Below are 13,541 nucleotides of genomic sequence, written 5' to 3' on the forward strand. Positions count from 1 at the left end.
CAGAACCTCATCGACGCCGTCCTGGTCATCCACAACATCTAGACTGGCCGGTGCCATGTCCGACTCTCCCGCGGCTGAAACCGACACCCCGACCAACACCCCCACCGACACCCAGACCACCTTCCGCTTGGAATACCCGCCGCACCTTCCCGTCTCGGGCGAGCGGGACACCATCATGGAGGCCATTCGGGCCCACCAGGTCGTCGTCGTGGCCGGGGAGACGGGGTCGGGCAAGACCACCCAGTTGCCGAAGATGCTCCTCGAACTGGCCGGCGAGGGTGTGCTCGACCCGGATCGCATGGTCGGCCACACGCAGCCGCGCCGCCTGGCCGCTCGTTCGGTGGCCGAGCGCATCGCCGAGGAGCTGAACACCCCGCTCGGCACCGACGTCGGCTATCAAGTCCGCTTCACGGCGCAGACCTCAGCGGACACCCGCGTCAAAGTCATGACCGACGGCATTCTTCTCGCCGAGATCCAGCATGACCCGACCCTGGCGAAGTACTCCGCGATCATCATCGACGAGGCCCACGAACGCAGCCTCAACATCGATTTCCTGCTGGGGTACCTCAAACGCATCCTCGCCAAGCGGCCGGAGCTGAAGGTCGTCATCACCTCGGCCACCATCGACCCGGACTCCTTCGCGGCGCACTTCGCCGAATCCGACGGCGAACCGGCTCCCATCATCGAGGTCTCGGGCCGCACCTTCCCCGTGGAGATCCGCTACCGTCCGCTGGACTCCCCCGCGGTCGGCTCCACCACAGACACCGACGCAGACGCCGACTCCGAAGAGGCAGAAGAATCACGCGACCCGGTGGACGCCGTCTGTGACGCCGTCGACGAACTGTCCCGGGAAGCCCCCGGCGACATCCTCGTCTTCTTCTCCGGCGAGCGCGAGATCCGCGACGCCGCCGAGGCACTGACCCCGAGAGTCGCTGCCAATAGACGTCTGGGACCCACCGAGGTCCTGCCCCTCTACGGCCGCCTGTCCATGTCGGAGCAGCACCGCGTCTTCTCCCCCGGCGCCCAACGCCGCATCGTGCTCGCGACGAACGTGGCCGAGACCTCCCTGACCGTGCCGGGCATCAAGTACGTCATCGACACCGGCACGGCACGCATCTCGCGATACTCCCACCGCACCAAGGTTCAGCGCCTGCCGATCGAACGCATCAGCCAGGCCAGCGCCAATCAGCGCTCGGGCCGCTGCGGACGCACCTCGGACGGCATCGCCATCCGGCTCTACTCCGAAGTGGACTTCGAGTCCCGCCCCGAGTTCACCGACCCGGAGATCCTGCGCACCAACCTGGCCGCCGTCATCCTGCAGATGTGCTCCATGGGCGTGGCCCGCACCCCCGCCGACGTCGGCGATTTCCCCTTCCTGCAGCCGCCGGACTCCCGTCAGGTGACGGACGGCGCCACCGCGCTGACGGAACTGGGAGCGCTGAACAGCGGTCGGCCGGACGCCAAGGGACGGACCTACCCCAAGGGCACCATCACCCCGATCGGTCGCAAGCTCGCCCGCTTGCCCGTGGATCCGCGGCTGGGCCGGATGATCGTCGAGGCGGGCAACCGCGACTGCGTGCGCGAAGTGATGGTGCTCGCCGCCGCCCTGACCATCCAGGACCCCCGCGAACGACCCACCGAACAGCGAGCCCAGGCCGACGAGCAGCACGCTCGGTTCGCGGACGAGAACTCCGACTTCTCGTCACTGCTCAACCTCTGGGCATACCTGCAAAGCCGTCAGAAGGAACTGTCCGGGAACCAGTTCCGCAAGATGTGCCGCACGGAGTTCATCAACTACCTGCGGGTGCGCGAGTGGCAGGACCTCGTCCAGCAGTTGCGTCAGCTGGCCAAGCCGCTGGGCATCTCCGTCTCGCCCGGTCCCGTCCATCCCGTGAGCCAGCACGAGCCCGTTCACCGTTCCCTGCTGACCGGTCTGCTGTCCCACATCGGCGCCTGGGATGAGCGGAAGCGGGATTACCAGGGCGCCCGCAACACCCGCTTCGCGATCTTCCCCGGTTCGGCCCTGTTCAAGAAACGGCACGCCTTCGTGATGGCCGCAGAGCTCGTGGAGACCTCCCGGCTCTGGGCCCGCATGGTCGCCAAGATCGACCCCAACTGGGCCGTGGACGCCGCCGGACCGCTGGCCAAGCACACGTACAGCGAGCCGCACTGGTCCAAGCGGTCCGGCTCGGTCGTGGCCCGGGAGAAGGTCACCCTGTTCGGTGTCACGCTGGTGGCGGACCGGCAGGTCCAGTTCTGGAAGATCGACCCCGCGCTCGCGCGTGAGCTGTTCATCCGTCACGCCCTCGTGGAGGGTGACTGGAAGACCCGGCACCACTTCTTCGCCCGCAACCGCCAAGCCCTGGCCGACGTCGAAGAGTTGGAGACCAGGCTGCGCCGGCGCGACCTGCGGGTCTCCGACGAGGACCTCTTCGCGTTCTATGACGCTCGCATCCCCGAGTCTGTCGTGTCCGAGCGGCATTTCGACTCGTGGTGGAAGAAGGCGCGGCAGACGTCGCCCGAGCTGCTGGACTTCGACCCACAGTCACTGCTGGCGGTGGACGAGGAGGAACTGGACACTGACCAATTCCCCACGGTGTTCCATCACCCCACGGCCGGGGGCAGCATCGAGCTGGAGTTGTCCTACGACTTCAATCCCGCAGCCAACCCCGCAGCCAACCCCGCAGCCGAACAGTCGTCCGACGGCATCACCGTCATCATCCCCGTGCTGCTGCTGAACCAGATGGATCCCGAGCGGTTCCGCTGGCTGGTGCCCGGTCTGCGCGTCGAGTTGGTGACCGCCTTGATCCGGTCCCTGCCCAAGGCGGTGCGCAAGAATTTCGTGCCGGCCCCGGACGTGGCCCGAGCCGCCGTCGAGCAGATGGAACAGGACGCTGACCCGGCCACCGATGACCTGCTGCCCACGCTGGAACGCACCCTGCGGCGGCTCAAAGGCGTGGTGATCCCGCCGGACTCGTGGGATCTGTCCGCGATTCCCGCCCATTTGGTTCCCGACTATCGAGTGGTCGACGGTCGCGGCGCCGTCATCGGGACCGGCCAGGACCTGGGTGCGTTGCAGGACCGTCTGGCCACCGAGAACCGATCGGCCATCGCCGCCTCGCTCAGCTCAGGCGCCGCCCCGAAGGCCGCTTCCGCAACCCCCGGCCCGACGCCCGGCGCGGCTCCCACCGGAAGTCCCCTCACCGAGCGCCACGGCATGACGGACTGGGAGATCGGGGACCTTCCCCGCAAGCTCGACACCACGGTCGCGGCCGGCGGCGGCCAGCAGAGGATCACCGGTTATCCGGCGCTGGTGGCAGAATCCACGCCCGACGGCGGCCCGGCCGCCGGCACGACGGTCTTTCGCACCGAGACTGATCAGCTCGCGGCGCACCGGGCCGGCGTCGTGAATCTGCTCTTGGCCCAGGTGCCCAGCCCGCAACGCTACGTCCTGGACCACCTGGACAACCGGGAGAAGCTGACCTTCACCCAGAATCCGCACGGATCGGTGGACCGGTTGATCTCCGATAGCACTCGCGCCGCGGTGGATCGGCTGGTGCCCGAGGAGCTGCCGTTCACCGAGGCCGAGTTCCGCCAGTTGTTCACCACGGTGCGCGCCGAACTGATCGACACGGTGTTCGCCGTCACGGCCGTCGTCGAGAAGATCCTGTCCCGGGCCACTCAGGTCCGCAAGGAGCTCAAGGGCTCGGTCTCCCTGGCCATGGCCCCGGCCCTGAACGACATCAAGGCTCAACTCGAGCAGTTGGTCTTCCCCGGCTTCGTCGCCAGCACCGGATGGGCGCATCTGCAACACTTGCCGCGGTATCTGCAGGGCATGCTCCGGCGGATCGAGAAGCTCAAGGCAGGCGGGAACGTCCAGCGCGATGCCCGGGACCTGAGCGTGATCCATGAGCTGGAAGACGCTTTCGACGATGCCGTGCAGAAGGTGCCCGCCGGCCGACCCGTTCCGCCGGCGCTGGAGGCCGTGCGGTGGCTGATCGAGGAACTGCGGGTCAGTTACTTCGCCCAGGATCTGGGCACCGCGGTGACGGTATCCGAGAAGCGTGTCCGCCAAGCCCTGAAAGCAGTCTAGGTTGAGGAGGCTGGGACGGAGTCTCCGTGCCCGGCGACCCGCAGTCCGGCGCGGATCTTCTCGGCGGCCTCGTCCAGGTCTTCCGGCTCGGGGTTGTTGTCCACCTGGTCTAGGTCGAAATCCTCCAGGGAGTACGACGGCCAGACGTGGACGTGCAGGTGCGGGATCTCGTAGCCGGCGATCATCAGGCCGGCGCGGTGGGCGTTGAAGGCCTCCACCTGCACCTTGCCGATGGCCTGGGCCACGGCCACCAGGTGGGAGAGCAGTTCGGGATCGGCCTCGGTCCACCGGTCCACCTCGGCGCGCGGCACCACCAGGGTGTGGCCTTGCGTCAGGGGGCCGATCGAGAGAAATGCGGCGCAGGTCTCATCCGTCCAGACGAAACGACCGGGCAGTTCCCCGTTGATGATGCGGGTGAAGACAGTGCTCATGGTGTGGTCTCCTCGATCGGCTAGGGCTAACTCCATCTTCCCCCGTGGGACCGGCAACGGTCCACGCGGGGCGGGCATCATGGCCGGTCTCCGGTCGCCACCGGACGGCCGGGGGTGTTGGACCAGGCCGACCATGACCCCGGATACAGAGCGGCGTCCAGGCCCGCGAGATGCAGGGCCGCGACCTCGTGAGCAGCGCTCACTCCGGATCCGCAGTACACCCCGACCGAAGCGGCACCGTCCACGCCGAGTTTCCGGAAGCGCTCCTCGAGCTCGTCGGCAGGCCGGAAATGCCCTGTCGCGTCCAGGTTCTCGGCGGTGGGAGCGCTGAGAGCGCCGGGGATGTGTCCGGCCTGCGGGTCCAACGGCTCGCTGTCACCGCGATAGCGTTCGCAGGCACGGGCATCCAGAAGGACCCCCCGCTCCGGCAGTGCCGCGGCGTCGTCCATGTCCAGCACCGGCATCTGACCCCACGTGGTGCGGGCCCGGCCCGGCACGGGGATCACATCTCCGGGCTGCAGGGGCAGGTTGGCGTTGCGCCAGGCCGTCAGCCCGCCGTCGAGCAGATAGGTCTTCTCGAATCCGGCGTGCCGCAGCAGCCACCACGCCCGTGCGGCGGAGGTGGCCTGTGCGTCGTCGTAGACCACGATCGTGTCACCGTCGTTGATGCCGAGCATGCGCACCGTGTCCCCGAACCGTCCGGGGTCCGGCAGCGGGTGCCGGCCCTCGCGGGGACCGTCATGCCCGGCCAGTTGACTGGCCATGCTCACGTAGACGGCACCGGGAATGTGCCCGCGGAGGTACTCATCGTGGCCGTCGCCGGAGCCGAAGACGGTCCAGCGCACATCCAGGATCTTCAGTGCGCCGTCCTCCGGAGCAGGGTCGCGCGGGACGAATCCGGGCCGCTCTGTGTCCTGTCCGCGCTCGCCGCGCTGCCAGGAGGCGAGCACCTCGACGTCGACCAGGACCGGGAGCTCGCTCTGCCTCAACCGATCCACGCGGTCTGTCCCTCCTGGAGTACCGTGAGCTCGGATCCGTAACGATCGGCGAACGTGGTCGCGTGCTTGCGGTACGTGGGCAAGCCCTGATCGTTGAGCAGGCCGTCGTGGACCGGGATGACCTGGCGAGCCCGCAGCGCCGTGATGAAGTCCAGGGTTTCCGAGAGTTTGCTCCACGGGGCGTTCAGAGCCACGAGAACGGTGTCCGGGGCCGGCCCGGTGGGCACGATGTAACTGTCGCCGGGGTGGTAGATCAACCCGTCGAGGATGTAGCCCACATTGGCCACCACGGGAATCTGCGGGTGTATCACGGCGTGCTGGCCGCCGAGGGTGCGTACGGAGAATCCCGCGCCGTCGAACTCCTCACCGGGCCCGGTGACGATGATCTGCTGCTCGGTCTCGGCAGAGGCCTCGGTGAGTCTCGCGGCCGCTCCGGCGGGAGCACGAAGAGTCACGGACGGGTGGGCAGCCAGAAACTCCAGAACAGGGCCGTCATCCAGGTGATCGGCGTGCTCGTGGGTGATGAGAATGTGCTCAGCGCCCTCCAGAGCCGCCGGAACATCGGTGAAGCTCCCGGGGTCGATGACGAGACGGCGACCGGCCTTCTCCAGCCGCACGCAGGCATGGCCGAACTTGGTCAGTGCAATCTGGGTATCCACCCCGTCAGCCTATCTTGAGTACAGCCGACTGATAAGCCGGCTGATAACCTGTTGCTCGATGAATACCGATCCAGCCCGCCCGGTCAAGGGACGCTCGACGCGGCAGAAGACCGCCGTCAATCGGGCCCTGAATGAGCGGGAGGACTTCGTCAGCGCCCAGGACCTGTTCTCGATCCTGAAGGACCGAGGCGAGCAGGTGTCCTTGGCCACCGTGTACCGGATCCTGCAGCAACAGCAGCAGGACGGTCAGGTCGATGTGCTCAACCCGGACGACGGCGAGTCGCTCTTCCGCCGCTGCCAGGCCCAGACCCACCACCATCATCTGCTCTGCCGTCAGTGTGGCCGGGCCGTGGAGATCGAGGCCCCGGACGTGGAACAGTGGGCGGCCACAACGGCCGCGGAACACGGGTTCACGGCGGCTGAACACACGGTGGAGATCTACGGCATCTGCCCCGACTGCTCGCGAGGCTGAAGCTCGTCCGGCGTACAGTCCGGATCGACCAACACCGGTTCGTCCCGTTCGGCCGAGCTGTGCAGTGAGCCCAGACCGTAGACAGCTTCCAGATTCGCCCTGGTCATCACCCTTTCGGGCGGCCCCGAGGCCACCACGGTGCCGTGGACCAGGATGACGTGGTCGGCGGCCCGCGCCTCGTCGAGGTCGTGGGTGGTCAGGACGACCGAGTGGCCATGGTCCGTCTCTGCGTGGATGATGCGGTCGATGGTCCGGGCCGAGTTGAGGTCCAGCCCCGTCATGGGCTCGTCCAGCATCAGCACCTCATGCCCCTGAGCCAGCCCCTGGGCGACGTACACGCGCTGACGCTGACCTCCGGAGAGCTCGTCGAGGTGCCGCCCCGCGAGGTCCTCCACCTTCATCTTGCGCAGCGCCTCGTCCACCGCTTCGCGGTCCGTCCGGGTCAGGGGGCGCAGCCAGCCCGCCGCCGGATACCGGCCCATCCGCACCACGTCCCGCACCGTCATGGGTGTCCCCACCGGGAACACGACGGACTGCATGACGTAGGAGATGCGCTGCCGGCTCTGCCGCGCGGAGCCGCCCAGGACCCGCAGCGTTCCCGACGTCGGCTCGAGCACCCCCGCGATGGCCTGCAGCAACGTGGACTTGCCGGACCCGTTGGGTCCGATCACCGCGGTCACGCCCCCGAGCGGGACCCGAAAGGACGAGGCATCCAGCGCCACGTGATGACCGTGCGCCAGCACCAGATCCTGGGCCTCGACCAGTGCCCCCGTCATCGAGCCACCTCGACTTTCTCGGTCTGGGTGTCCTGTGCCCGGAGACGGCGGACGATCTCCCGGACGGCGAGGACCACGAAGAACAGCACGATCGGGACCAGGGCCATGGTCGCGGAGCCGGCGGTGCCCCAGTGGAAGCTGAGCGTGAGCCCGCACCACACCGAGACCACGGAGATCGCGATGGACCAGGCGAACATGACCGGCACGGTCCGGGAGATCAGCGCCGCGGTGGCCGGCGGGCCGACGAGCAGGCCGAACACCAACAGGGTGCCCACGGCATGGAAACTGCCGATGACCGACGTCGCGATGAGCACCAGCAGCAGGCCGTGCGTCAGCCGGGGATTCATGCCCAGCGACTGCGCCTTGGCCGGGGAGAACGACAAGGCCATCAGCGGGCGGTACAGCACGCCCGCGAAGATCACCACGACGACGGCCATGATCAGTTGCATGCGGATGTCCGCCCACCCGACGCCCAGAGCATCACCGAACAGAATCGCGGTCAGTGAGCCGGTATAGGACTCGGACTTGGAGATGAGCACCACGCCGAGGGCCATCATGCCGACGAAGAGCAGGCCGATCGAGGTGTCTTCCTTCAACGTGGTGGTCCGGTAGATCAGCTGCATACCGCCCACCATGGCCGCCGCGGCGATGGCGGCGCCAAGATAGGGCGAGAAGCCGAACAGCACGGACGCCGCGATCCCCGGAATCACCCCGTGGACGAAGGCGTCGCCGAAGAAGCTCATGCCACGCAGCACCAACCAGACGCCGACGACGGAACACATCAGCGCCGCCACGAGGCCGCCGATCAGTGCCCTCTGCTGAAAGCCCAGGGCAAAAGGCTCGGTCAACCATTCCACGGCGTACACCCTAGCGCGGCAGGGCATCGGCCAGCGTCTCGGCGCTGACCTTCATGGCCTCGGCGTAGGTCTCGGCGCCGGAGCCCTCTGCCCCGAGCGCACCCTCATAGAGCTTCACCACCGGGACCTCCCCGCCGGTCTCGGCAGAGAGCGCGTCGACGAGCTTGTTGTCCGAACCGGCGCCCGTGACGAGGGCATCGGCGCCCTCCTGTTCCATCTGGTCCACGAGGCTCGCCATCTCTTCGGACGACGGCTCAGCATCCGTCGAACCGCCGGGAATCACCACGCCGGCGATCTCGAAACCATAGGCGTCGGCGAAGTAGTTGTAGGCGGCGTGGTCCGTGACGAGGGTCCGGCGATCCTCGGGAATCTCGTCCAGGATCGCCGTGATCTCCTCGTCCACGGAGGACAATTCGTCCGCGGTCTCGGTCCCGCACGTGGCGTACTGCTCATCACCGGTGACCTGCTCCAGCTTCGCGCCGATCAGCTCAGCGGCCTTCGCCATCCGGGACACGTCCATCCAGAAATGGGGGTCGCCGTCGGAATGCTCGTGGCCTTCGTGCTCGTGCTCGTGCTCGTGTTCTTCGGCGTGGTGATCCACGGCCGTGAACGGCAACGGGTCGACCTCGGGGGCGACCTCCATGATCTCTGCACCGTCCGCGGTGGCATTGTCCAACGCCGTCTGCATCCCGGACTCCAGGCCCAAGCCGTTGGTCACCACGAGGTCCGCCCGGGTCATCTCGGCGATCTGCTGCGAGGACGGCGAGAAATCGTGCGGATCGTCTCCGGGACCCATCACCGTCGCCGACTCGGCGCCGGCACAACGGGTGATCTCCTCGACGATGCTGCCCAATTGCGTGGTGGTGGCCACGGCCACTGGATCCCCACCGCCGGCCGAGCCCCCGCCACCGTCACCGCCGCCCGAGTTGCCGGCGGAGCAGGCCGTGAGCGCGATCAGCGCGACCGCGGTCAGGCCGGCAGTGAGAAAACGGGGAGGCTGGGATGAGCGGGAAATGACCAAGAGAGGTCCCTTCACGAAGTTCGGAGTGGCCGGTAATTGCGAATGACTAGCAACATACCATGTTGAGAACCGTTACAAATAACGGCTCGGGCCTCAGGCCTCCGGAGACCGCATCCGAACGGGGTTGTTCGACTGGGTCGCGTCGTGGATCTCCCCGACGAGAACCTCGAGCACGTCCTCGAGGAACAGCACTCCGACAGTCTCTCCCGCCGCCGAGATGACGCGGGCGACGTGGGAGCCGGTGCGCTGCATCAGCGTCAGTGCGTCCTCGATCTCATCGGACACGCTGACGTTGGCCATCGACCGCACCTTGGTCACCGGAACGGGTTCGGCGTACCGCTCCCCCGGCACCGTCATGACGTCCTTGAGGTGCAGGTAACCGGTATAGGAGCCGTCCGCGTCCTCGAGAACGAAACGCGAGAACCCGGTCCGTCCGACCGCCTTCTCGAATGCCTTGGGCGTCACGTCGGCGGCCAGGGTCACCACATCCTCCGCCGGCACCATGACTTTCTCGGCGGTGTAGTCGGAGAATCCGAGCGCCCCGGAGAGCAGCCCCGAGCCGTCCTCCACCAGACCGGTCCGGGTGGACTCGGCGACGATCGACTGGACTTCCTCCAGCGTGTAGGAGGAGTTGACTTCGTCCTGAGGTTCGACCTTCAGCGCCCGCAACACCAGGTTGGCCGTCCAGTTGAGCAGCACGATCACCGGATGCAGGATCTTGTTGAGCCAGACCAGCGGGGTGGCCAGCAACAGCACCGCCCGGTCGGCCATCGAAACCGCGGCGTTCTTCGGCACCATCTCGCCGAAGGTGACGTGCAGGAACGTGACCACGAACAGGGCGAGGGCGAAGGCCACGACCCCCGCGAGCGCCGCGGGGATCCCCACGGTCTCCAAGGGGCCCACCAACAGGTGGTGGATGGCCGGCTCGGAGACGTTGAGGATCAATAGCGAACAGACCGTGATGCCCAGCTGGCACACGGCGAGCATCTGACTCACGTGCTCCATGGCGAACAGAGCCGTCTTGGCAGGACCGGAGCCGGCCTCGGCCTTCGGCTCGATCTGACTGCGCCGCGCGCCCATCACCGCGAACTCGCCGGCCACGAAGAAGGCGTTGGCGATCAGCAGGACGACGAGCCACAGCATGCCCATGACGTCGGGATTCATCGTGGGGCACCTCGCGATTCGGGGACGAATTTCACGCGATCCACTCGGCGGCCGTCCATGCGTTCGACGACGAGCGTGCCGCCGTCGGCATCGACGAGGTCACCGGTCTCGGCCACCCGGCCGAGCATGGCCATGATGTAGCCGCCCACGGTGTCATAGGCGCCGTCTTCGGGAACCTTCAGGGCCGGGATCTGGGCGCCGACCTCGTCCGGGCGCATCAAGCCCGGGAAGAACCACTTGCCGGAGGCCGTCTGCAGGACGCCGGGAGTGACCCGGTCGTGTTCGTCGGAGACCTCGCCGACGATCTCCTCGACCAGGTCCTCGAGCGTGACCATGCCGGCGGTGCCGCCGTACTCGTCCACGACCATCGCGACCTGCAGGCTGGCCGAGCGCAACTCGGTGAGCAGCTGGTCGAGGTGGACGGTCTCCGGGACGCGGCCGACGTCGGTCATGATCGTTGCCGCCACCAGTTCCGACCGCTTGGCGCGGGGCACAGCAACCGCCTTCTTGACGTGCAGCACTCCGCGCACGTCGTCCGGAGAGTCCCCGATCACCGGGAACCGGGAGTAGCCGGTCCGCCGTGCCGTCTCGATGACGGCGTCGAGCGGCTCATCGACCTCGATGGACTCCATCCGGATGCGGGGAGTCATGACATCGGCGGCTGTGCGGTCCGAGAAACGCAGGGTACGGTCCACGAAGACCGCGGTCTTCTCGTCCAGAGTGCCCATCTCCGCCGAGCGGCGGACGAGCGAGGAGAGTTCCTCCGGCGTGCGGGAACCGGAGATCTCCTCTTTGGCCTCCATGCCGAACAGGTGCAGCACCTGGTTGGAGAAGCCGTTGAGCAGAAAAATGACCGGCCGGAAGATGGCGGTGAAGATCAGCTGCGGACGAGCCAGGGCGCGGCCGATCTCCATGGACCGCGCGATGGAGAGGTTCTTGGGGACCAGCTCGCCGATGAGCATCGACGCCAGGGTGGCCAGGGTCATGGCGACGACGACGGACACCGCCGAGGCGGCCGTCTCGTCCAGTCCGAGAGACTGCACCGGTCCGGCGAGCAGTGCCCCGAGGGACGGCTCCATCAGGTAACCGGTGAGCAGCGTGGTGAGAGTGATGCCGAGCTGACACGCCGAGAGCTGCGTGGACAGCGACTTCAGACACTTCAGCAGCGGCTCGGCGCCCTTGTCACCGCCGTCGACGAGTCGCTGGACCGTGGGGACGTCGAGGGCGATGAGCGCGAACTCGACGGCCACGAAGAATCCGGTGCCGAGGACCAGCAGCAGACCCAGTGCCAGGAGTATCCATTCCACGCTCAGCACCCACTCCCGCTGCTGTCAGACCGAGAAAACGGCCGAAGAGAGGAGGGGCACGTACTAGAGGGCTCCGTTCCGGCCGAGGCAGAACCCTGTGCGGATTCCCTGCGGCGGACGGTGGCACCGGATCGGTGTCTGTCCATGGTGTCTTCAGTATACGGAAAGAATCCGCCTCACCACGACTGCTGAACCGGCCGTCCCTCCTCGTATCCGGCGGCGGACTGCACGCCGACCACGGCTCGCTCGCGGAACCGGTCCAGATCCGTGGCCCCCGCATAGGTCATCGAGGACCGCACGCCGGAGGTGATCATGTCCAGCAGGTCCTCCACGGACGGCCGCTCCGGATCCAGGTACATCCGGGAGGTGGAGATGCCCTCTTCGAACATCGCCTTGCGGGCCCGCGAGTAGGCGTCCTCGCTCTTGGTGCGGTTCTGCACGGCCCGTGCCGAGGCCATGCCGAAGCTCTCCTTGTACTTGCGCCCGTCGGCATCGACCACCAAATCGCCCGGGGACTCGACCGTGCCGGCGAACCAGGAGCCGATCATCACCTGGCTGGCCCCGGCGGCCAGCGCCAGGGCGACGTCCCGCGGGTAGCGGACGCCGCCGTCGGCCCAGACGTGCTTGCCCAGATCCCGGGCTGCCGCGGCGCAATCCAGGACGGAGGAAAATTGGGGCCGGCCCACGGCCGTCATCATCCTCGTGGTGCACATGGCGCCAGGTCCCACACCCACTTTGATGATGTCCGCTCCGGCCGCCGCCAGTTCGCGCACGCCACTGGCCGAGACCACGTTCCCGGCCACCACGGGCACCGGCAGGTCCAGGGACTTGACTGCGGCGAGGGCGTCGAGCATCTTCTGCTGGTGGCCGTGCGCCGTGTCCACCACGAGCACATCGACGCCGTACTCCACCAGGGCGGCGGCGCGTCCGGCCACGTCCCCGTTGATCCCGACGGCGGCCCCGACCCGCAGCTTCCCGGCCTCGTCCACGGCGGGCGTGAACATGCCCGAGCGCAAGGCACCGCGCGGAGTGAGGATCCCCGCCAGTCCCGTTCCGTCGAGCACCGGGGCATAGAGAGCACCGGCGGCGTCCATCTGACCGAAGGCCTCGACGAGGCTGGGGAAACTCTCCACCTGGAAGGTGACCCCCGGCTGACGCATCACCGACTCCACTGAGGAGAACCGATCCACGCCCTCGCAGTCCTCCTGGCGGACGATGCCGGCGAAGGTCCCGTCGTCGTGAAGGACCGAGGCCGCCGGATGATTGCGCTTGCCCAGCAGGTGCAAAACGTCCAGCACCGTGTCCGAGGGGCGGACCTTCAGCGGCGTCTCGAACACGGGATGCCGGTCCTTGACCCAACTGGCCACGCGCTCGATGACGTCCAGCGGCACATCCTGGGGCAGGATGCCCAGGCCGCCACGCCGGGCCATGGTCTCGACCATCCGTCGTCCGGTCACAGCGGTCATGTTGGCGGCGACCAGCGGAATCGTGGCCCCCGTGCCGTCTCCGGCGGAGATGTCGACGTCCATCCGGCTCGTGACCTCAGACTTCGAGGGAACCAGGAAGACGTCAGAGTAGGTCAGATCGGTGGTCGGCGTGGTGAGGAATTCCATGTGTCCATCGTCCCACCCTCTGGGTGCCGAGAAAATCCGCGTCCTGTTGGAACCTGGTGCTGAAGTATCACTATGCTTGGACGAGGCGCGCCAACGGGCCGGACCAGATCGTCCGGCGCCCACCGGACCGGGGCGGGGCGCGTGCTGAAG

The 13,541-nt window shown here is 67.5% G+C and carries 11 protein-coding genes; 2 read left to right on the forward strand and 9 right to left on the reverse strand.

Going from position 1 to position 13,541, the window contains the following annotated elements; all coding sequences use genetic code 11:
• Window positions 1-55: 55 nt before the first annotated feature.
• A complete protein-coding gene (gene hrpA / locus ACFQQD_RS10675) occupies window positions 56-4,093 on the forward strand; it encodes an ATP-dependent RNA helicase HrpA (RefSeq protein WP_378089090.1) in 4,038 nt (1,345 codons plus the stop codon).
• Here the strand turns inward: hrpA and ACFQQD_RS10680 are convergent.
• From ACFQQD_RS10680 to ACFQQD_RS10690, 3 genes are all read right to left on the reverse strand, one after another.
• On the reverse strand, window positions 4,090-4,524 hold the full coding sequence (locus ACFQQD_RS10680; RefSeq protein WP_378089092.1) for an HIT family protein: 435 nt from the start codon (window positions 4,522-4,524) through the stop codon (window positions 4,090-4,092). The two genes, hrpA and ACFQQD_RS10680, sit on opposite strands and share 4 nt — an antisense overlap.
• A gap of 77 nt (window positions 4,525-4,601) precedes the next feature.
• Window positions 4,602-5,522 (reverse strand): sulfurtransferase, encoded by a 921-nt coding sequence (locus ACFQQD_RS10685; protein WP_378089094.1) that lies wholly within the window; start codon window positions 5,520-5,522, stop codon window positions 4,602-4,604.
• Entirely contained in the window at window positions 5,510-6,181 is a 672-nt protein-coding gene (locus tag ACFQQD_RS10690; protein ID WP_378089096.1) for an MBL fold metallo-hydrolase, read from the reverse strand. The genes ACFQQD_RS10685 and ACFQQD_RS10690 overlap by 13 nt, the downstream gene beginning before the upstream one ends.
• 58 nt (window positions 6,182-6,239) lie before the next feature.
• Between ACFQQD_RS10690 and ACFQQD_RS10695 the strand changes: the two genes are divergently transcribed.
• Window positions 6,240-6,653, forward strand: a complete 414-nt coding sequence (locus ACFQQD_RS10695) for a Fur family transcriptional regulator (RefSeq protein WP_378089098.1) — start codon at window positions 6,240-6,242, stop codon at window positions 6,651-6,653.
• On the opposite strand, the gene ACFQQD_RS10700 is transcribed toward ACFQQD_RS10695, so the two are convergent.
• The 6 genes from ACFQQD_RS10700 to ACFQQD_RS10725 all read right to left on the reverse strand — a co-directional run bounded on the left by ACFQQD_RS10700 (window position 6,620) and on the right by ACFQQD_RS10725 (window position 13,391).
• Complete coding sequence (locus ACFQQD_RS10700) at window positions 6,620-7,429, reverse strand: metal ABC transporter ATP-binding protein (protein WP_378089100.1); 810 nt, start codon at window positions 7,427-7,429, stop codon at window positions 6,620-6,622. The genes ACFQQD_RS10695 and ACFQQD_RS10700 overlap by 34 nt on opposite strands.
• Window positions 7,426-8,286, reverse strand: coding sequence for a metal ABC transporter permease (locus tag ACFQQD_RS10705; protein WP_378089102.1), 861 nt, complete (start codon window positions 8,284-8,286; stop codon window positions 7,426-7,428). The genes ACFQQD_RS10700 and ACFQQD_RS10705 overlap by 4 nt, the downstream gene beginning before the upstream one ends.
• 10 nt (window positions 8,287-8,296) lie before the next feature.
• Window positions 8,297-9,307 (reverse strand): metal ABC transporter solute-binding protein, Zn/Mn family, encoded by a 1,011-nt coding sequence (locus ACFQQD_RS10710; RefSeq protein ID WP_378089105.1) that lies wholly within the window; start codon window positions 9,305-9,307, stop codon window positions 8,297-8,299.
• A gap of 93 nt (window positions 9,308-9,400) precedes the next feature.
• Window positions 9,401-10,471: a hemolysin family protein gene (locus tag ACFQQD_RS10715; protein WP_378089107.1), complete on the reverse strand. Its 1,071-nt coding sequence runs from the start codon at window positions 10,469-10,471 to the stop codon at window positions 9,401-9,403.
• A complete protein-coding gene (locus ACFQQD_RS10720; protein ID WP_378089109.1) occupies window positions 10,468-11,778 on the reverse strand; it encodes a hemolysin family protein in 1,311 nt (436 codons plus the stop codon). Before ACFQQD_RS10720 ends, ACFQQD_RS10715 begins: the two co-directional genes overlap by 4 nt.
• 176 nt (window positions 11,779-11,954) lie before the next feature.
• Entirely contained in the window at window positions 11,955-13,391 is a 1,437-nt protein-coding gene (locus tag ACFQQD_RS10725) for a GuaB1 family IMP dehydrogenase-related protein (RefSeq protein ID WP_378089111.1), read from the reverse strand.
• Window positions 13,392-13,541 lie beyond the last annotated feature (150 nt).

Origin of the sequence: Citricoccus sp. GCM10030269, from assembly GCF_042665635.1 — a bacterium.
Classification (GTDB): Bacteria; Actinomycetota; Actinomycetes; order Actinomycetales; family Micrococcaceae; genus Citricoccus.

What these genes read in the sequence shown, in the direction of transcription:
- hrpA (WP_378089090.1), top strand. Translation starts at nt 56, where the DNA reads ATGTCCGACTCTCCCGCGGCTGAAACCGACACCCCGACCAACACCCCC.
- ACFQQD_RS10680 (WP_378089092.1), bottom strand. Translation starts at nt 4,524, where the DNA reads ATGAGCACTGTCTTCACCCGCATCATCAACGGGGAACTGCCCGGTCGT.
- ACFQQD_RS10695 (WP_378089098.1), top strand. Translation starts at nt 6,240, where the DNA reads ATGAATACCGATCCAGCCCGCCCGGTCAAGGGACGCTCGACGCGGCAG.
- ACFQQD_RS10700 (WP_378089100.1), bottom strand. Translation starts at nt 7,429, where the DNA reads ATGACGGGGGCACTGGTCGAGGCCCAGGATCTGGTGCTGGCGCACGGT.
- ACFQQD_RS10715 (WP_378089107.1), bottom strand. Translation starts at nt 10,471, where the DNA reads ATGAATCCCGACGTCATGGGCATGCTGTGGCTCGTCGTCCTGCTGATC.
- ACFQQD_RS10725 (WP_378089111.1), bottom strand. Translation starts at nt 13,391, where the DNA reads ATGGAATTCCTCACCACGCCGACCACCGATCTGACCTACTCTGACGTC.